The sequence below is a fragment of the Burkholderia plantarii genome, assembly GCF_001411805.1.
GTDB lineage: Bacteria > Pseudomonadota > Gammaproteobacteria > Burkholderiales > Burkholderiaceae > Burkholderia > Burkholderia plantarii.
Window position 1 is genome coordinate 3,883,352 of sequence record NZ_CP007212.1, and the last position, 19,136, is coordinate 3,902,487.

16 protein-coding genes are annotated in these 19,136 nt (G+C 69.2%); 13 read left to right on the plus strand and 3 right to left on the minus strand.

Going from position 1 to position 19,136, the window contains the following annotated elements; all coding sequences use genetic code 11:
• The first annotated feature begins 132 nt into the window (after window positions 1-132).
• The 5 genes from bpln_RS16675 to metH all read left to right on the plus strand — a co-directional run bounded on the left by bpln_RS16675 (window position 133) and on the right by metH (window position 7,077).
• Window positions 133-966, plus strand: coding sequence for an IclR family transcriptional regulator (locus bpln_RS16675; RefSeq protein ID WP_055139314.1), 834 nt, complete (start codon window positions 133-135; stop codon window positions 964-966).
• 235 nt (window positions 967-1,201) lie between these two features.
• The gene (locus bpln_RS16680; RefSeq protein ID WP_055139315.1) at window positions 1,202-2,509 is read left to right on the plus strand and encodes a DUF3108 domain-containing protein; all 1,308 of its coding nucleotides are present in this window, start codon (window positions 1,202-1,204) and stop codon (window positions 2,507-2,509) included.
• Window positions 2,510-2,755: 246 nt separating this feature from the next.
• The gene (locus tag bpln_RS16685; RefSeq protein WP_042626134.1) at window positions 2,756-3,013 is read left to right on the plus strand and encodes a BTH_I0359 family protein; all 258 of its coding nucleotides are present in this window, start codon (window positions 2,756-2,758) and stop codon (window positions 3,011-3,013) included.
• A gap of 201 nt (window positions 3,014-3,214) precedes the next feature.
• Complete coding sequence (locus bpln_RS16690) at window positions 3,215-4,279, plus strand: homocysteine S-methyltransferase family protein (RefSeq protein WP_042626135.1); 1,065 nt, start codon at window positions 3,215-3,217, stop codon at window positions 4,277-4,279.
• A gap of 80 nt (window positions 4,280-4,359) precedes the next feature.
• Window positions 4,360-7,077 (plus strand): methionine synthase, encoded by a 2,718-nt coding sequence (metH, locus tag bpln_RS16695; RefSeq protein WP_080937250.1) that lies wholly within the window; start codon window positions 4,360-4,362, stop codon window positions 7,075-7,077.
• A 162-nt stretch (window positions 7,078-7,239) separates the two neighbouring features.
• Here metH and bpln_RS16700 read toward each other — a convergent pair whose 3' ends face one another.
• A complete protein-coding gene (locus tag bpln_RS16700; protein ID WP_042626778.1) occupies window positions 7,240-7,563 on the minus strand; it encodes a DUF1840 domain-containing protein in 324 nt (107 codons plus the stop codon).
• 199 nt (window positions 7,564-7,762) lie between these two features.
• On the opposite strand from bpln_RS16700, the gene argS reads away from it, so the two are divergent.
• From argS to bpln_RS16720, 4 genes are all read left to right on the plus strand, one after another.
• Entirely contained in the window at window positions 7,763-9,547 is a 1,785-nt protein-coding gene (argS, locus tag bpln_RS16705) for an arginine--tRNA ligase (protein ID WP_055139316.1), read from the plus strand.
• Window positions 9,548-9,637: 90 nt separating this feature from the next.
• Window positions 9,638-10,429: an SPOR domain-containing protein gene (locus bpln_RS16710; protein ID WP_055139317.1), complete on the plus strand. Its 792-nt coding sequence runs from the start codon at window positions 9,638-9,640 to the stop codon at window positions 10,427-10,429.
• Between the two features lie 47 nt (window positions 10,430-10,476).
• Window positions 10,477-11,115, plus strand: coding sequence for a thiol:disulfide interchange protein DsbA/DsbL (locus bpln_RS16715; RefSeq protein ID WP_042626138.1), 639 nt, complete (start codon window positions 10,477-10,479; stop codon window positions 11,113-11,115).
• A 28-nt stretch (window positions 11,116-11,143) separates the two neighbouring features.
• Entirely contained in the window at window positions 11,144-11,926 is a 783-nt protein-coding gene (locus tag bpln_RS16720; protein WP_055139318.1) for an SDR family oxidoreductase, read from the plus strand.
• A 16-nt stretch (window positions 11,927-11,942) separates the two neighbouring features.
• Here bpln_RS16720 and bpln_RS16725 read toward each other — a convergent pair whose 3' ends face one another.
• Entirely contained in the window at window positions 11,943-12,908 is a 966-nt protein-coding gene (locus tag bpln_RS16725) for an IS110 family RNA-guided transposase (RefSeq protein ID WP_042624403.1), read from the minus strand.
• Between the two features lie 400 nt (window positions 12,909-13,308).
• Between bpln_RS16725 and bpln_RS16730 the strand changes: the two genes are divergently transcribed.
• On the plus strand, window positions 13,309-14,898 hold the full coding sequence (locus bpln_RS16730) for an ABC transporter substrate-binding protein (RefSeq protein ID WP_055139319.1): 1,590 nt from the start codon (window positions 13,309-13,311) through the stop codon (window positions 14,896-14,898).
• Window positions 14,899-15,131: 233 nt separating this feature from the next.
• On the opposite strand, the gene bpln_RS16735 is transcribed toward bpln_RS16730, so the two are convergent.
• Entirely contained in the window at window positions 15,132-16,229 is a 1,098-nt protein-coding gene (locus bpln_RS16735; RefSeq protein ID WP_042626142.1) for an MBL fold metallo-hydrolase, read from the minus strand.
• A 424-nt stretch (window positions 16,230-16,653) separates the two neighbouring features.
• Between bpln_RS16735 and bpln_RS16740 the strand changes: the two genes are divergently transcribed.
• From bpln_RS16740 to bpln_RS16750, 3 genes are read left to right on the plus strand one after another with little or no spacing between them, the layout of a single operon-like run.
• On the plus strand, window positions 16,654-17,139 hold the full coding sequence (locus bpln_RS16740; RefSeq protein ID WP_055139320.1) for a hypothetical protein: 486 nt from the start codon (window positions 16,654-16,656) through the stop codon (window positions 17,137-17,139).
• Between the two features lie 38 nt (window positions 17,140-17,177).
• Window positions 17,178-17,948, plus strand: a complete 771-nt coding sequence (gene can / locus bpln_RS16745; RefSeq protein ID WP_042626144.1) for a carbonate dehydratase — start codon at window positions 17,178-17,180, stop codon at window positions 17,946-17,948.
• Complete coding sequence (locus tag bpln_RS16750; RefSeq protein ID WP_042626145.1) at window positions 17,935-19,128, plus strand: acetyl-CoA C-acetyltransferase; 1,194 nt, start codon at window positions 17,935-17,937, stop codon at window positions 19,126-19,128. Before can ends, bpln_RS16750 begins: the two co-directional genes overlap by 14 nt.
• Window positions 19,129-19,136: the final 8 nt, after the last annotated feature.

Consider the following 19,136-nt stretch of genomic DNA (forward strand, 5'->3'; position numbering starts at 1 on the left):
CGAAGGCCGCGCATCGCCCGCGGCGGCGCGAGGCGCGAGGCGCGCCCGCCGTGCCGGCGGGGCGCGGCGCCCCGCCGGGCCGCGCTTTTCCGTTGCCGCTTTCCGTTCCTTTTCGCCTCACGCGCCCCCGCCATGTCCGACACCGAACCCGACGAGCTCGCCGACGACGGCGCCGAGGAAAAAGTGCGCTCCGGCATCCAGTCGATCGAGGTCGGCTTCCGGCTGCTCGACGTGCTGACCCAGGAGCCGCGCGCGATGATGCTGCGCGACCTCGCGCATCGCGCGCAGATGAGCCCCGCCAAGGCACACCGTTATCTGGTCAGCTTCCAGCGGCTCGGCGTGGTCGCGCAGGATCCCGTCTCGGGCCGCTACGAACTCGGCGGCTTCGCGCTGCAGATGGGGCTCGCCCGGCTCGCGCGCGTGGACGGCGTGAAGCTCGCGCGGATCGCGCTGAGCGCGCTGCGCGACCAGCTCGACCAGACCGTCGGCATCGCCGTGTGGGGCAACCACGGGCCGACCATCGTCCACTGGATGGAATCGAGCCATCCGGCCCGCGCGTCGCTGAAGCTCGGCGACGTGATGCCCCTGCTCGGCTCGGCCACCGGCCTGCTGTTCGCCGCCTACCTGCCGCGCGGCAAGACCGAGGCGCTGCTCGAACGCGAGCTCGCCGACCTGCGCCGCGCGCCGCATCACCACGGCCCGCGCACGCGCGAGGCGCTCGAGGCGCGCCTGGCCGAAGTGCGCGAGCACGGCGCCGCGCGCGTCGAGGGCATGCTGCTGCCCACCATCCATGCGTTCTGCATGCCGGTGTTCGATTCGCTCGGCGAACTCGCGCTCGGCCTCGTCGCGCTCGGCCACGAAGGCGTGTTCGACATCGCCTGGGGCGGCGAGGTCGATCTCGCGCTGCGCGAGTGCGCCGCGAACCTGTCCTATCAAATCGGCTACAGTCCGGCGCACGAGGCGTGACGGGCCGAGCCGCGTCATTCGCCATGTCACGCGCCGCGAACGATCGCGGCGCGCGGCTGTCCCACCTGTCCGTCCCGTCCCGCCGTATCGCGCCCGCATGACAGGAGCGGTGCCGAGCGCGGTGCCTCGCCGAACCCGGAACGAAGCTTGCTCGCCCGATTCCGACGCCGCGCGCCGGCCCCTCACCCGAACCGTCACCGCGAGCCACGCCATCGCCTTCACGACACCCTGACCGATGCCGCCGTCCCCGCCCTCCGACTCGTCACGCGCCTCGCCGCGCCGCCTGCTGCGCATCGCGCTGACGCTCGCGGTCGTGCTGCTGCTGCACGGCCTCGTGGCGCTGTGGTTCGCCGGCTATCGCGCGCCCGCGAACCCGTCGTCGCAAGACGACACGCCGGTGCAGGTCGAACTGCTCAAGCCGCAGCCGATCGAACGCGCGCCGGCGCCCGCGCCCCGTCCGCCACAACCGCCGCATCGCCCCGCCGCCGCACCCGCGCCGCGGCCGCCCACGGCGCCGCCCGAGCATGCTCCGGTGCTGACCACGACGCAGCCGTCGCCCGTCACCACGAGCCCTACCGCCCCGTCCGCCGAAACCGGCGCGGACACCGGTGCAGGCACCGGCACCGCGGCCGCGTCGAATTCCACCGCCGACCGCGCCGCGCCGGCCTCCGCACCCGCGCCGGGCGTGAAGTTCGTGCCGCCGCCCTCGGGCGACTTGCGCTACGGCGCATACTTCAACGGCAACCTGAACGGCACCGCCACGATCCACTGGGTCACCGACGGCCGCCGCTACCGGCTCGCGATCGACATCCCGGTGCCGTTCGTCGGGCCATACAGCTACGAGAGCCGCGGACGCATCGACGGCTTCGGGGTCGCCCCCGAGCGCTACACCGAGCAGCGCGGCCGGCGCCCGGCCGACATCGCGATCTTCAACCGCGACTCGAAGCAGATCGTGTTCACGAAGACGCCGAATTCGATCGCGCTGCCCGACGGCGCGCAGGATCGCTTCAGCCTGCTGATGCAGCTCTCGGGGCTCGTGCATGGCGCGCCCGACAGCTATCGGCCGGGCGTGGCGCGTGAGTTCCTGGTGGTCGACAACGACAGCGGCGAGACCTGGCCGATCGTCACGATCGGCGACGAATCGATCCGCACCGACGCCGGCCCGCTGCAGGCTCGCCACTTCCGCCGCCTGCCGCGTCGCGCCGGCGACACGCGCCGCATCGACATCTGGCTCGCGCCGTCGCTGGACTGGCTGCCGGTGCGGCTGGTGCAGACCGAGCCCAACGGTTCGGAGATCGAATTGCTCTGGCAAGGACGCTCAGCAGCCACCGCTCAGCTCGGCTACGATGAAAGGGTAACGCGCGAGGCTTCGTCGGCTTCGTCGGCTTCAGCGGCTTCGTCGGCTTCAGCGGCTTCGTCGGCTTCAGCGGCTTCGTCGGTTCCAGCGGTTCCAGCGGCTCCGGCGGCTTCAACCGTCACTGCCCCGGCCCCGGCCTCCGGCATCGTCGCGTCGCCGTCACAAGCAGTCTCGGGCGCGCGGTAATTTCGACCGATCAGCCCCGTCGCATCAGGGCCGGCGGTTCGCAGGTAAACTTGCGTCACAGTGTTGACAATGTTTGACAACTTGACCCGTGCAGTGGAGGAAAATCGGAACCGTTTCAACGAGATCGGTCTCTAACCGAAACGCCCTTGCCGCGCGGGCGTGCAGCGCCAACCCCTTGAAACCGGCCAGGTCCGCCCCACCTTCGGAGCATTCGGCCTGACAGCCACAGCAAAGAGGAGTGCCGCCATGCAAATGATCTACAACAGCCCCAACTACTGCGTCGTCGAATTCGCGCCGCAGCTCGGCCATCATGCGATGAATTCCGGTGGCTATGAAATCGTGGACAAGAACTCCCAGCGCGAGATCTTCATCGACGGGGAACTGGCCGCACGCTTTCGTGAACATGTGAAGCAGCTGATCGAAGACGAGCCGTCGCTCGACGAGGTCGACGAATTCCTCGGCCAGTTCGACAGCCTGATGACACAGCCGGTGGTGCTGCACTAGCGCTGCACGCGCGCCGCCGCTCGCGCGGCGCGCGCCCTGGCTGGCCGGCCGGGCGGCCGCACTTCCCGCCCCGCCGCGCGCAAGCCGCGTTCCCGCCCCCGCCCGGTCCGCCGCGCGGGGGTTTTCGTTGGCGGCCCGGCCCGACGTGGCCGTCCGGCAACCGCTACAATGTGGCTTTTCCGCCATTGCCGTGGGTCCGCCATGTCGCCATCCCCGTCCGCCCGCTCCGCCCTCGCCGCGTCCTATACGCGCGGCGCCGACCTGCCCGCGCTGCTCGAGCGCCGGATCCTGATTCTCGACGGCGCGATGGGCACCATGATCCAGCGCTACAAGTTCGACGAGGCCGCCTATCGCGGCGCGCGCTTCGCCGACTTCGCGCGTGACATCAAGGGCAACAACGAACTGCTGTCGCTGACCCAGCCGGACACGATCCGCGAGATCCACGACCAGTACTTCGCGGCCGGCGCCGACATCGTCGAGACCAACACCTTCGGCGCGACCACCATCGCCCAGGCCGACTACGAGATGGAGCACCTCGTGGTCGAGATGAACCTCGAATCGGCGAAACTCGCGCGCGAGTCGGCGCTGAAATACTCGACGCCCGACAAGCCGCGCTTCGTGGCCGGCGCGATCGGACCGACGCCGAAAACCGCCAGCATCTCGCCCGACGTCAACGATCCGGGCGCGCGCAACGTCACCTACGACGAACTGCGCGATTCGTATTACGAACAGGCGAAGGCGCTGCTCGACGGCGGCGTGGACCTGTTCCTGGTCGAGACGATCTTCGACACGCTGAACGCGAAGGCCGCGCTGTTCGCGCTCGACCAGCTGTTCGAGGACACCGGTGAACGCCTGCCGATCATGATCTCGGGCACCGTGACCGACGCGTCGGGCCGGATCCTCTCGGGCCAGACGGTCGAGGCGTTCTGGAATTCGCTGCGCCACGCGCGCCCGCTCACGTTCGGCCTGAACTGCGCACTCGGCGCGGCGCTGATGCGCCCGTACATCGCCGAGCTGGCCAAGCTCTGCGATACCTACGTGTCGTGCTACCCGAACGCGGGCCTGCCGAACCCGATGGCCGAGACCGGCTTCGACGAAACGCCCGACGTCACCTCGGGGCTGCTCAGGGAGTTCGCGCAGGCCGGCCTCGTGAACCTGGCGGGCGGCTGCTGCGGCACCACCCCCGAGCACATCGCCGAGATCGCCAAGGCACTCGCCGACGTGAAGCCGCGCCGCTGGCCGTCGCACTACAGCGAAGCCGCCTGACCCGCCGCGCCGGCCGCCCCGCGCGGGCGCCGGCCCGCCGCCCAGAGCGCCCCTACCGATACGACAACGATACGCCCGTCATGACCGATCACACCATGCGCCTTGCCGGCCTCGAGCCGTTCAACGTCACCCAAGGCACGCTCTTCATCAACGTCGGCGAACGCACCAACGTGACCGGATCGAAGGCGTTCGCGCGCATGATCCTGAACGGCCAGTTCGACGAGGCGCTGGCGGTCGCGCGCCAGCAGGTCGAGAACGGCGCGCAGGTGATCGACATCAACATGGACGAGGCGATGCTCGATTCGAAGGCGGCGATGGTGCGCTTCCTGAACCTGATCGCCTCCGAGCCCGACATCGCACGCGTGCCGATCATGATCGACTCGTCGAAGTGGGAGGTGATCGAGGCGGGCCTCAAGTGCGTGCAGGGCAAGGCGATCGTCAACTCGATCTCGCTGAAGGAAGGCGAGGAGCAGTTCCGCCACCACGCGCGGCTGATCCGCCGCTACGGCGCGGCGGCCGTGGTGATGGCGTTCGACGAGACCGGCCAGGCCGACACGTTCCAGCGCAAGACCGAGATCTGCACGCGCTCGTACCGGATGCTGGTGGACGAATGCGGATTCCCGCCCGAGGACATCATCTTCGATCCGAACATCTTCGCGGTGGCCACCGGCATCGAGGAGCACAACAACTACGCGGTCGACTTCATCGAGGCGACGCGCTGGATCAAGCAGAACCTGCCGCACGCGAAGATCAGCGGCGGCGTGTCGAACGTGTCGTTCTCGTTCCGCGGCAACGACCCGGTGCGCGAGGCGATCCACACCGTGTTCCTCTACCACGCGATCCAGGCCGGCATGGACATGGGGATCGTCAACGCGGGCCAGCTCGGCGTCTACGCCGATCTCGACGCCGAGCTGCGCGAGCGCGTCGAGGACGTGATCCTGAACCGCCGCGACGACGCCACCGACCGCCTGCTCGAAGTGGCCGACAAGTTCAAGACCGGCGCCGCGAAGAAGGAGGAGAACCTCGAGTGGCGCAACCAGCCGGTCGAGAAGCGCCTCGCGCACGCGCTGGTCCACGGCATCACCAACTTCATCGTCGAGGACACGGAAGAGGCGCGCGCGGCGATCGACGCGGCCGGCGGGCGGCCGATCAACGTGATCGAAGGCCCGCTGATGGACGGCATGAACGTGGTCGGCGACCTGTTCGGCCAGGGCAAGATGTTCCTGCCGCAGGTGGTGAAGTCGGCGCGCGTGATGAAGCAGGCGGTCGCCCACCTGATCCCGTTCATCGAGGAAGAGAAGCGCCGCCTGGCCGAGGCCGGCGGCGACGTGCGCGCGAAGGGCAAGATCGTGATCGCGACCGTGAAGGGCGACGTCCACGACATCGGCAAGAACATCGTGTCGGTGGTGCTCCAGTGCAACAACTTCGAAGTGGTCAACATGGGCGTGATGGTGCCGTGCAACGAGATCCTCGCCAAGGCGAAGGTCGAGGGCGCCGACATCATCGGCCTGTCGGGCCTCATCACGCCGAGCCTGGAAGAGATGGCCTACGTGGCCGCCGAGATGCAGCGCGACGACTACTTCCGCGTGAAGAAGATCCCGCTGCTGATCGGCGGCGCCACCACCTCGCGCGTGCATACGGCCGTGAAGATCGCGCCGCACTACGAAGGCCCGGTGGTGTACGTGCCGGACGCCTCGCGCTCGGTGTCGGTGGCCTCCAGCCTGCTGTCGGACGAAGGCGCGACGCGCTACCTCGACGAGTTGAAGGGCGAGTACGACCGGATCCGCGACCAGCACGCGAACAAGAAGAAGCAGCCGATGGTCACGCTGGCCGCCGCGCGCGCCAACAAGACGAAGATCGACTGGGCCGGCTACACGCCCGTCAAGCCGAAGTTCATCGGCCGCCGCGTGTTCAAGAACTACGACCTGGCCGAACTCGCGCAGTACATCGACTGGGGTCCGTTCTTCCAGACCTGGGACCTGGCCGGCCCGTATCCGGCGATCCTCAACGACGAGATCGTCGGCGAATCGGCGCGGCGCGTGTTCTCGGACGGCAAGTCGATGCTCTCGCGTCTGATCCAGGGCCGCTGGCTGACCGCCAACGGCGTGATCTCGCTGCTGCCGGCCAACACGGTGAACGACGACGACATCGAGATTTACACCGACGACACGCGCAGCGAGGTGCTGATGCGCTGGAGCAACCTGCGCCAGCAGAGCGAGCGCCCGGTGGTGGACGGGGTGATGCGGCCGAACCGGTCGCTGGCCGACTTCATCGCCCCGAAGGACTCGGGCGTGGCCGACTACATCGGCATGTTCGCGGTCACGGCCGGGCTCGGCGTGGACCTCAAGGAAAAGCAGTTCGAGGCCGACCACGACGACTACAGCGCGATCATGCTGAAGGCGCTCGCGGACCGCTTCGCCGAGGCCTTCGCCGAGGCCCTGCACGCGCGCGTGCGGCGCGAGCTGTGGGGCTACGCGGCGGGCGAGACGCTCGACAACGACGCGCTGATCGCCGAGAAGTACGCCGGCATCCGCCCGGCGCCCGGCTATCCGGCCTGCCCCGACCACCTCGTCAAGCGCGCGATGTTCGACGTGCTGCGTGCCGGGGAGATCGGCATGAGCGTGACCGAGTCGCTGGCGATGCTGCCGGCCGCGAGCGTGTCGGGCTTCTACCTCGCGCATCCGGACAGCACCTACTTCTCGGTTGGCAAGATCGCCGACGACCAGGTGGCCGACTTCGCCGCGCGCATGTCGCTGTCGGACACCGACGCGCGCCGCGCGCTCGCGCCGCTGCTGTAGGCGCAAACGGGGCCACGGCCGAAATCATCGGAGCAATCGGCGAGCCGCCGCGGCCGCGCTGCCTCGCGCGACGCGCACAAAAAAGCCCGCTTCCAGGAAGCGGGCTTTTTCATGGGCGGCCGGCCCGAGGCAGTTCGGGCGCCGGGTCAACCCCGGCGGGGCTCAGAAGCCCCAGTGGACGTCGGCGTTCTGCGCCTTGGCCGCGCGCAGCATGCCGAGGAACGGCGCGACGCGCTGCGCCACGCTCGGCGGGACTTCATGATGGGCGTGGTCGTTTTCGTCCTCGTGGAAGTGGCCGCCGTGCTCGGCGCTCGCGCGCCGCGCCTGGTCGGTGACCGCCTCGAGCTTCGCGATCGCGCCATCCAGTTCGTCATGGGTGATGACGCCGCGCTCGCCCAGCTGTTTGCCGACGATGCCCAGCACGTACACCGCGAAATCCTTCAGGACGTCGAGGTCCTGTGCCGCCTTGCTCTTGAACGTAATCATGATCGCCATTTCCTTTCAGCTTGTTGTGCGTGCCGGCGCCGGGGCCGGCTGGCGCGGGTCCATGGGGCGCGCGCCGACGCCTTGCGTCTGAGCGGCATATTAGCACCTGTTAAAATTCAGCGATCCCTGAAACGCGCGCCGCCCGGCGCGCCGTCGGGCCGGTCCGCGAGGGCCGCCGACATCGACCCTTTCCGACAGCATGCTGCCTGCCCAAAAACACATTCTCGAAACCCTGCTCGCCGACAGCGTGAAGCAGGTCGTCCAGGCCCTGAAAGGCGAGGCCGACGCCGCGTTCGTGGCGCCCGCCATCGCGCTCGAGCGCCCCAAGGCCGCCGCGCACGGCGACGTGGCCTGCAACGTCGCGATGCAGCTGGCCAAGCCGCTCGGCACCAACCCGCGCCAGCTCGCCGAGAAAATCGTCGCGGCCATCACGGCGCAGCCGGCCGCGGCCGGCCTCGTCGAGGCCGCCGAGATCGCGGGCCCCGGCTTCATCAACCTGCGCCTGTCGGCGGCCGCCAAGCAGGCCGTGATCGGCGCGGTGTTCGCCGAGCGCGACGCGTTCGGCCGCTCCGATCGCGACGCCGGCCGCCGCGTGCTGCTCGAGTTCGTCTCGGCCAATCCCACCGGCCCGCTGCACGTCGGCCACGGCCGCCAGGCCGCGCTCGGCGACGTGCTCGCCAACGTGCTGGCGAGCCAGGGCTACGCCGTGCATCGCGAGTTCTACTACAACGACGCCGGCGTGCAGATCGGCAACCTCGCGCTGTCCACCCAGGCGCGCGCGCGCGGCCTCAAGCCCGGCGACGCCGCGTGGCCCGAGGCCGCCTACAACGGCGAGTACATCGCCGACATCGCGCGCGAGTACCTGGCCGGCGCGACGGTGGCCGCGAGCGACGGCGAGCCGGTGACGGGCAAGGGCGATGTGGAGGACCTCGAGGCGATCCGCCGGTTCGCGGTCGCCTATCTGCGGCGCGAGCAGGACATCGACCTGAAGGCGTTCGGCGTCAAGTTCGACCAGTACTACCTCGAGTCGTCGCTGTACGAGGAAGGCCGCGTCGAGCAGACCGTACAGGCGCTGATCGCGGCCGGCATGACCTACGAGCAGGATGGCGCGCTGTGGCTGCGCACCACCGACGAGGGCGACGACAAGGACCGCGTGATGCGCAAGTCCGACGGCACCTACACCTACTTCGTGCCCGACGTCGCCTATCACGTCGCCAAATGGCAGCGCGGCTTCACCAAGGTCATCAACATCCAGGGCTCGGACCATCACGGCACCATCGCGCGCGTGCGCGCCGGCCTGCAGGGCCTGCACATCGGCATCCCGCAGGGCTACCCCGACTACGTGCTGCACAAGATGGTCACCGTCATGCGCGACGGCCAGGAGGTGAAGCTCTCGAAGCGCGCCGGCAGCTACGTGACGGTGCGCGACCTGATCGAATGGTCGGGCGGCGCCACGCCCGATTCGGAAGTCTCGCCCGACCAGCTCGACGAGGCCATCATCACGCGCGGGCGCGATGCCGTGCGTTTCTTCCTGATTTCACGCAAGGCCGACACGGAATTCGTGTTCGATATCGATCTGGCGCTGAAGCAGAACGACGAGAATCCGGTCTACTACGTCCAGTACGCGCATGCCCGCATCTGCTCGGTGATGAACGAGTGGAAGTCGCGCCACGGCGCCGACGAGGCGATGCTGGCCGGCGCCGATCTTTCGCCGCTCGACAGCCGCGCGGCGATGGCGCTGCTGCAGAAGCTGGCCGAGTACCCGGACATGCTGACGCACGCGGCCGGCGAACTCGCGCCGCACGCGGTCGCGTTCTACCTGCGCGAACTCGCGGGCGAGTTTCACTCGTTCTACAATGCGGAGCGCGTTCTCGTCGACGACGAGGCGCAGCGCACCGCGCGCATCGCGCTGCTGGCCGCGACGCGCCAGGTCCTCGCGAACGGCCTCGCGGTGCTCGGCGTGTCGTCGCCGAGCAAGATGTAAGCCGCCGGGCCGGGCATCCGACGGCCGCGCCCCATGCGCGGCCGCGCCACGTTTCCCGTTTCACGACTCTTTTAGCAGGTGACTCAAGCAATGGCACAACCGCGCCGCACGTCGAAACCCTCGAAACAAGCCGGAGGAACCTTTCTTGGCATCGTGCTGGGCCTGATCGTCGGCCTCGCGATCGCCGTGGTGGTCGCGCTGTACATCACGCGCGCGCCGTCGCCGTTCGTCTCGAAGGTCGCCCCGCCCGCCGACAACGCCAACGGCGCGAGCCAGCCGCAGCAGTTCGATCCGAACCGCGCGCTGCAGGGCAAGACGCCGGGCCAGCCGGTGCCGCCGCAGGCCGCCCAGCCGGCCCCGCCGAACACCGCGCCGGGCCAGGCCGCGAACCAGACGCAGCCGCCGCTGCTGCCCGAGCCGCAGATCGTCGAGGTGCCGGGCGCGAACCCGGCCGACAGCAACGGCGTGGCCGTCGCGCCGAAGCCGGCCGACAACGCGCCGCCGGCGAAGAAGCCGCAGGCCGCCGCCGACAACGCCACCTCGCAGCCGAAGGCCGCGCAGCAGCCGCCGAAGGCCGGCTCGACCGCCACCGCCGCGAACCCGCCCGCCAAGTCCGGCTCGGGCGCTACCGCCGCCGACGCGAACAGCGGCTACTTCCTGCAGGTCGGCGCCTACAACACCGAGGGCGACGCCGAGCAGCAGCGCGCGCGGCTCGGCTTCCAGGGCTTCGAGTCGAAGGTGTCGAAGCGCGACCTGAACGGCGTCACCTACTATCGCGTGCGGATCGGACCGTTCAACAAGTTCGAGGACATGAACTCCGCGCGCCAGCGGCTGTCCGATGCCGGTGTCGATACCGCGGTGATCCGCTTCACGAAGCAATGAGAACCGGCCGGCCGTGACCGGCTCCTGCAACCGTTCGAAAAACCAACATGAAAAAACTGCTCAGCACGCTGTTCCTCTCCATCGGCCTCGTCGCGGGCGCGGCCCACGCGTCGCCGTCGGCCCCCGTGGCCGGCAAGGAATACGAGGTGATGAAGGCGCCGCAGCCGGTGTCGGCGCCGGCCGGCAAGGTCGAGGTCATCGAGTTCTTCTGGTACGGCTGCCCGCACTGCTACGAGTTCGAGCCGACGCTCGAGGCATGGGTCAAGAAGCAGGGCGACAACATCGTGTTCAAGCGCGTGCCGGTGGCGTTCCGCGACGACTTCCTGCCGCATTCGTCGATGTACTACGCGCTGAACGCGCTCGGCGTGGCCGAGAAGGACACGCCGGCCGTGTTCAACGCGATCCACAAGGAAAAGAACTACCTGCTGACGCCGCAGGCACAGGCCGACTTCCTCGCCACGCAGGGCATCGACAAGCAGAAGTACCTCGCCACCTACAACTCGTTCAGCGTGCAGGGCCAGGTGAAGCAGGCCGGCGAACTGCTCAAGAGCTACAACATCGACGGCGTGCCGACCGTGGTGGTCCAGGGCAAGTACAAGACCGGCCCGTCCTACACGAACAGCGTCGAGAACACGCCGGCCGTGCTCGACTACCTGGTCAAGCAGGTCAAGGACAAGAAGCTCTGATCCCCCGCTCCCGCTCGCGGACGCCGGCATGACCGCTCCCCTCAAGGTCTTCATCACCGGCGCCTCGAGCGGCCTCGGGCTCGCGCTGGCCGAGGCCTACGCCCGGCAGGGCGCGACACTCGGGCTGGTCGCGCGCCGCCCCGAGCCGCTCGCCGCGTTCGCGCGGCAACATCCCTCCCTCACCGTCTCGATCCATCCCGCCGACGTGCGCGACGCGGCCGCGCTGCAGCGCGCCGCCGACGCGTTCGTGGCTGCGCACGGCTGGCCCGACGTGGTGATCGCGAACGCCGGCGTGAGCCGCGGCGCGATCACCGGCGAGGGCGACCTCGACGCGTTCCGCGAGATCATGGAAGCCAACTGGTTCGGCATGGTCGCCACCTTCGAGCCGTTCGTGGCCGCGATGCGCGCCGCGCGGCACGGCACGCTGGTCGGCGTGGCGAGCGTGGCCGGGGTGCGCGGGCTGCCCGGCTCGGGCGCCTACAGCGCCTCGAAATCGGCCGCGCTCAAGTACCTGGAAGCGCTGCGCGTCGAGTTGCGGCCGGCCGGCGTCGGCGTGGTCACGATCGCGCCCGGCTACATCCGCACGCCGATGACCGAGCACAACCCGTATCCGATGCCGTTCCTGATGGACGCCGACCGCTTCGCCGAACGCGCCGTGCGCGCGATCGCGGCGCAGGACGCGTTTCGCGTGATCCCGTGGCAGATGGGGATCGTCGCGAAGCTGCTGCACGTCGCGCCGCGCTGGCTCTACGACCGCGTGTTCGAGAAGGCGCCGCGCAAGCCGCGCGCGCCCGGCACGAAGCCCGACTGAGTAACCGTGTCTCGAGTCAAGCGAGATGAAGCGAATCGTCCCAGGGGGTGTTGGATTTGACCATGGCATTGAGCATGGTCAGGAGCTTGCGCATGCAGGCAACCAGCGCGACCTTGGGCAGTTTGCCGGCTGCTTTGAGACGTTGATGGAAGGCCTTGATAGCCGGGTTGTGGCGGGTTGCAGTGAGCGTCGCCATGTACAGCACGCGGCGAATTTCAAAGCGCCCGCCCTGCACACGTCGTCGTCCTTGGCGCGAGCCCGAATCGCAAGCGACAGGGGCAACGCCCACGAGTGCCGCAATCTGGCGACGATTGAGCTTGCCCAGTTCCGGCAGTTGAGCAATCAGGCAGGCACTGGATACCGGGCCGATGCCGCGAGTCGATTGCAGCAATCGGTCGAGTTCAGCAAAGTGTTCGCGAACGTGGCCGACCATTTGAGCATCGATGTCGTCGAGCTGGGCCTGAATGGCGGCGATGATGGCCTGCAAACTGGGATGCAAACGCTCGGGCGTGATTTGCAGCCGCTGCCGCTCGGATAAGAGCATGGTGATCAACTGGCGCCTGCGCGTCAGCAGAGCAGCAAGCCACTGCTGGCGCTCGTCGGAGACGGGGCGCAGCAAGCGGGACAGATCTTCACGACGCACCAGCACCGAGGCCATTTCGGCGAGCATGCGGGCGTCGATGGAATCGGTCTTGGCGAGCTTGCCCATGGCACGCGCGAAGTCACGAGCCTGGCGGGGATTGACGACGGCCACCGGCAAGCCAGCACCTTGCAGAGCGCAGGCCAATTCGGCTTCATAGCCACCGGTCGCTTCCATGACGACCAGATCGATGCCCAATGGCTGTAATGCCGTGGCCAGCGCCGTATGGCCGTCGGCGTCATTGTTGAAGCGTTGAGCGTCCAGACGGGCGCCCAGCAAGGCGACATCGACGTGGGCTTTGGCCACATCGATGCCAACCGTGACGAAGGAAGGAGCAGACATGATCTTCGGATCCCATGCTTGTACATGCGCACTCGGCGGTGCCGGGGCGCGTAACCGTTCGGGTTTCGGGAAGACCAGCACGGCGACCGTGCGCTCTTTACTCAGTCACGGGCTCGAACGCCCAAGCGGCGGACAAACTGCACGGTCTTGTCTGGCTACCGTCAGACTTTACCGTACTGGTCTGGTTTAAACATACAAGCGGCACCGCGCGCCGCCTTCGCACCGATCCCGCCGCCCCCGCGCTCGGCTTCTCCGCGCCGGCGCCGCCCCCGCCGTGATCGCCGCCGGCGCGCGCACGCGCATTCACGCCGCGCGTTTTTTGACGGTATGCTAGTCGACCGGTGCCGGGCGAAACCCGCCGCCGCACCTCGACAACCGCCCTGCCCACCCGGGAGATCCCATGCGTTTCACGATGCTCGCCGCCGCCGCGCTCGTCGCCGCCGCCCCTCTCATCGCCACCGCGAAGCCGCTGACGGTGTGTACCGAAGCGAGCCCGGACGGCTTCGACGTCGTGCAGTACAACTCGCTCGTCACCACCAACGCGTCCGCCGACGTGATCTTCAACACGCTCGTGTCCTACGACGAGGCGACGAAGAAGGTGGTGCCGGCGCTGGCCGACAAGTGGGACGTCAGCGCCGACGGGCGCACCGTCACGTTCCATCTCCGGCCGAACGTCGCGTTCCAGAGCACCGACTACTTCAAGCCGACGCGCGCGCTCGACGCCGACGACGTGGTGTTCAGCTTCGCGCGCATGCTCGACAGCGACAACCCGTGGCACAAGGTGGCCGGCCCGAGCGGCTTCCCGCACGCGCAGTCGATGGGGCTCGTCAAGCTCGTCAAGTCGGTCACCAAGGTCGACCCGCAGACGGTGAAGTTCGAGTTGAACGAGCCGAACGCGACCTTCGTGCCGATCCTGACGATGGGCTTCGCGTCGATCTACTCGGCCGAATACGCGGACCAGCTGCTGAAGGCCGGCAAGCAGGCCGACCTCAACGCGAAGCCGATCGGCACCGGCCCGTTCGTGCTGAAGAGCTACACCAAGGACGCGCTGATCCGCTACGACGCGAACCCGACCTACTGGGGCACCAGGCCGAAGGTGGACCGGCTGATCTACGCGATCACGCCCGACGCATCGGTGCGCGCGCAGAAGGTGAAGGCCGGCGAATGCCAGATCGCGCTGTCGCCGAAGCCGCAGGACGTGGCCGCCGCGAAGGCCGACAAGGCATTGAAGGTGGTGGAAACGCCGGCCTTCATGACCGCGTTCGTCGCGCTGAACACCGAGCACAAGCCGCTCGACAATCCGAAGGTGCGCGAGGCGCTCAACCTCGCGTTCGATCGCGCGACCTACCTGAAGGTGGTGTTCGACGACACCGCGACGCCGGCCACCAATCCGTATCCGCCCAACACCTGGAGCTATGCGAAGTCGGTGTCGCCGTATCCGCATGATCCGGCCAGGGCAAAACAGCTGCTGGCCGCGGCCGGCTTCCCGAACGGCTTCTCGACCACCATCTGGGTGCGCCCGACCGGCAGCGTGCTGAATCCGAACCCGAAGGCCGGCGCCGAGCTGCTGCAGGCCGACTTCGCGAAGATCGGCGTGAAGGCCGAGGTGAAGGTAATCGAATGGGGCGAGCTGATCAAGCAGGCCAAGCTCGGCCAGCACGACATGCTGTTCATGGGCTGGGCCGGCGACAACGGCGATCCGGACAACTACCTGACGCCGCTGTTCAGCTGCAACGCCGTGAAGTCGGGCATCAACTTCGCGCGTTTCTGCGACGCGCAGCTCGACAAGCTGATCGCCGACGGCAAGGAAACCGCCGACCAGGCCAGGCGCGCCAAGGCCTATGAGGCCGCGCAGAAGATCATCCACGACCAGGCGCTGTGGATTCCGCTCGGCTATCCGACCGCGTCGGCCATCACGCGGCCGAACGTGAGCGGGTATCACGTCAGCCCGTTCGGCCGTCAGAACTTCGCCGAGGTGTCGGTGCAGTAACGGCCGCGGCGCGCGCCTGCCGGTGCCTGCCGGCGGGCGGCCGCGCTCTGGCGCGGGCTTTTCGCCGGCGGCTCGCGCCCGTCGTTCCCGCGCCGCCTTCCAGCCCGGCGGCCACGGCATCGCGCCGCTACGCCGGGCGCTCCGCTCCGGGCGTCCGCCAGGCCTTACTCACGGCACGGCCGCGCTCGCGCACCGAAGCCGACATCATCGCCGGACGCCTGCCCGGCCCGCCGTCAGCCCGCGCTCACGGCATCCTTGGCCGGCCGGAACCGGAACACGCCATCCGCGCCCGCCTCGCGCACCAGTTCACCCGCCAGCCACAGCAGATGCAGATGCGCGATCGCCTCGCCGAGCGCGAACGTCAGCTGATGCACGTCCAGCTCGCGGCGGCGGAACATCACCGGCACCACGTCGGCGGCGCTCGTCGGCCGCTCGGCGCACAGCGCGCGGACCTCGTCGAGGCGCGCGACATGATGCTCGCGCAGCTGCGCGACGCGCGTGCGCACGCCGCGAAACGGCTTGCCGTGCGACGGCAGCACCAGCGTGTCGGGCGCCATCGGCTCGTAGCGCGCGAGCGAATCGAGGTAGAGCTGGAGCGGGTTGCCTTCCGGTTCGAGATCGAACACCGAGACGTTGGTCGAGATGCGCGGCAGCACCATGTCGCCCGAGATCAGCAGCCGCTCGTCGGCGCAGTGCAGCGCGCAGTGCTCGGGCGAATGGCCGAAGCCCGTCACCACCTGCCAGCGGCGCGTGCCGATCGCGAGCGTGTCGCCCTCGCGCAGCCGGCGGTAGCGCGGCGGCACGGCAGGGACCAGGTCCGCGTAGTAGTGGGTGCGGTTGCGCAGCTTGTCGAGCTTCGCCTCGTCGGCCAGGCCGTGCCGCGCGAAATGCTCGGCCGCCGCCTGCCCGCCCGCGTTCGAGCCGTTGCCCGAGGCCATCACGTTGCCGAACAGGTATTCGCCGAGCGTCATCCAGAGCCGCACCTGCCAGCGCGCGCGCGCGCCGCCCTCGCAGATCCAGTTCGCGAGCCCGAAGTGGTCGGGATGGCAGTGCGTGACGATCACGCGCAGCACCGGCAGGCCGTCCAGGTGCGTGTCGAAGATGTGTTCCCAATGGCGGCGGATCTCGTCCGAGGCGATCCCGCAGTCCACCACGGTCCAGCCCGCCTGCCCGTCGAGTTCGTCGCGCAGCAGCCAGAGATTGATGTGGTCGAGCGAGAACGGCAGCGGCATGCGCAGCCACCGCACGCCGGGCGCCACCTCCAGGAACTCGCCCGGCTCGGGCAGGGTATCGGCGAACGGATAGTCGAGTTGGTGTTCCAGTGCGTTCATGTCGTCTCGTGTCTCGTGTCGTGCGCCGGCGGGGACGGCGTGGGGATCGTCGCCCGATTCTAGCGCGTGCGGCGCGCGGCCGTTCCGGGGCCGCGCGCGGCTTCGGCGGCTTCGGCGGCTTTGGCGGCTTTGGCGGCTTTGGCGGCTTCGGCGGCTTCGGCGGCTTTGGCGGCTTCGGCGGCGCGGCGGCTCCGGCCGCGTCGGGCGCCTCTCGACGCCCCGACCGCCAGCCCGCTCCCCCGCAAAAAAAGTTTGCCGCGTGATCGCCCGCGAATCGCGCCGCTTGCCGGCAATTGCGCGATTCGTCGGCCAACCTCGGCGATTCGCCCGCCCGCGCGCCGCGCCGTCCGGCGCCGGAGCGGCGGCAACTTCCGGGGGTGGCGGTAAAATGGCGGTTCGCCCCAGCCACAAGCCCGGACGGACCATGCCCCGCTTTCCCAAGCTGCTACCCTCGCAGACCGGTTTCGACGTCGCCCGGACGATGCCCGACGGGTTCGATCGCCATTGCCGGATCTTTTGCGACGGGGCCATCGAGGCAGCGGCACGGTTCGAGGCGGCCGACCGGCAGACGATCGACGCCGAGTCCGGCCCGTTCAGCGAGGCGTTCAACTTGCAGCCCCCGTGCCGGCACGACGCACGGGAATACGGCAACGCGATTCGCGAGCGAACCTCGGGATTCGATCGGCCCGCGCGACGTCCTCCCTGCCGCCCGCGGGCCGTTCCTGCCCGGCGATCCGCGCGCGCGCAGTGCTTGTCGCCCCGGCATCCGGACTGCTTCGGGCCGGCGCTCCGGCAGGACCGCCAGGGCCGGCCGCGGCGCGGCGAGCTGCCCGACTTTTTCCCTTACGATGCGTCGCCGCGGTTTCGCGCGCGCCGTCCCGAGCGCTTCGCCCGACCCGGCGCGGCCTGAGCCCGGCGACGCCTCCCACCCTGCCACGGACCCTCGCGATGACCACCAACGCCCACCCGCTCTCCGACCTGTTCGAGAACAACGAGACCTGGGTCAACCGCAAGCTCGCCGAAGATCCGCATTTCTTCGAACGCCTGAAGGACCAGCAGGCGCCGGAATACCTGTGGATCGGCTGCTCCGATTCGCGCGTGCCGGCCAACCAGATCGTCGGGCTGCAGCCCGGCGAGGTGTTCGTCCATCGCAACATCGCCAACGTGGTGGTCCACAGCGACTTGAACTGCCTGTCGGTGGTGCAGTTCGCCGTCGACATCCTGAAGGTCAAGCACATCATGGTGGTAGGCCATTACGGCTGCTCGGGCGTGAACGCGGCGCTGAACAACCGCCGCGTCGGGCTCGCCGACAACTGGCTGCACCACGTGCAGGACGTGCGCGACAAACACGCGGCGCTGCTCGACGAGTGGCCGCTCGGCGAGGCGCGCTATCGCCGCCTGATCGAGCTGAACGCGATCGAGCAGGTGGTCAACCTGTGTCGCACGACGATCGTCGGCGACGCCTGGGCGCGCGGCCAGGCGCTGTCGGTACACGGCCTCGTGTACGGCGTACACGACGGCAGGATGCGCAACCTCGGCATGACGGTCTCGTCGCCCGAGGCGCTGGAACCCGTTCATCGCCGCTGCGTCGACGCTTTGTCGGCGGGGCGCGCACTGTCGGCGGACAACGATATGGTCGCGGCCGATGCGGCGAAGCTCGCCGACGTCGCCGAACAGGTCGCGAATACTCTGAAGGAGACGAAACATGACAACTGCTGAACGTGATCCGGTCGTAATCGCCGCGGCGGCACGCACGCCGATCGCGAGTTTCCAGGGCGGCTTCGCGCCGCTCACCGCGCCGCAGCTCGGCACCGCCGCGATCGCCGCGGCGCTCGAACGCGCGGGCCTCGCGCCCGAGCAGGTCGAGGAGGTGGTGATGGGCTGCGTGCTGCCCGCCGGGCTGGGCCAGGCGCCCGCGCGCCAGGCCGCGCTCGGCGCGAAGCTGCCGCTCGCCACCGGCTGCACCACCGTCAACAAGATGTGCGGCTCGGGCATGCGCGCGGCGATGTTCGCGCACGACATGCTGCTGGCGGGCTCGGCCTCGGTGATCGTGGCGGGCGGCATGGAGAGCATGACCAACGCGCCGTACCTGCTGCCGAAGGCGCGCGGCGGGATGCGCATGGGCCATGGCGAGGTGCTCGACCACATGTATTTCGACGGGCTCGAGGACGCCTACGAGCGCGGCCGCCTGATGGGCACCTTCGCCGAGGAATGCGCGGCCGAGTACGGCTTCACGCGCGAGGCGCAGGACGCCTACGCGATCGAGTCGCTGGCGCGCGCCAAACGCGCCAACGAGGACGATTCGTTCGCGTGGGAAATGGTGCCGGTCACCGTGACGACCCGCAAGGGCGAGACCGTGGTGACGCGCGACGAGCAGCCGTTCAGCGCGAAGCCCGAGAAGATCCCCACGCTGAAGCCGGCGTTCGGCCCGAACGGCACCGTGACGGCCGCCAATGCCTCGTCGATCTCCGACGGCGCGGCCGCGCTGGTGATGATGCGCGCGTCGACGGCCGAGCGGCTCGGCGCCACCCCGCTCGCGCGCGTGGTGGCCCACAGCACGTTCGCGCAGGCACCGTCGCGCTTCACCACGGCGCCGGTGGGCGCGCTGCGGCGCCTGTTCGAGCGCACCGGCTGGCGGCCGTCCGACATCGACCTGTTCGAGATCAACGAGGCGTTCGCGGTGGTGGCGATGGCCACCATGAAGGAGCACGGGCTCGCGCACGAGCGCGTCAACGTGAACGGCGGCGCCTGCGCGCTCGGCCACCCGATCGGCGCCTCGGGCGCGCGCATCGTCGCCACGCTGATCGGCGCGCTGCGCGCGCGCGGCGGCAAGCGCGGCGTGGCGAGCCTCTGCATCGGCGGCGGCGAGGCCACGGCGATGGCCGTCGAACTGATCTGATCGCCCTC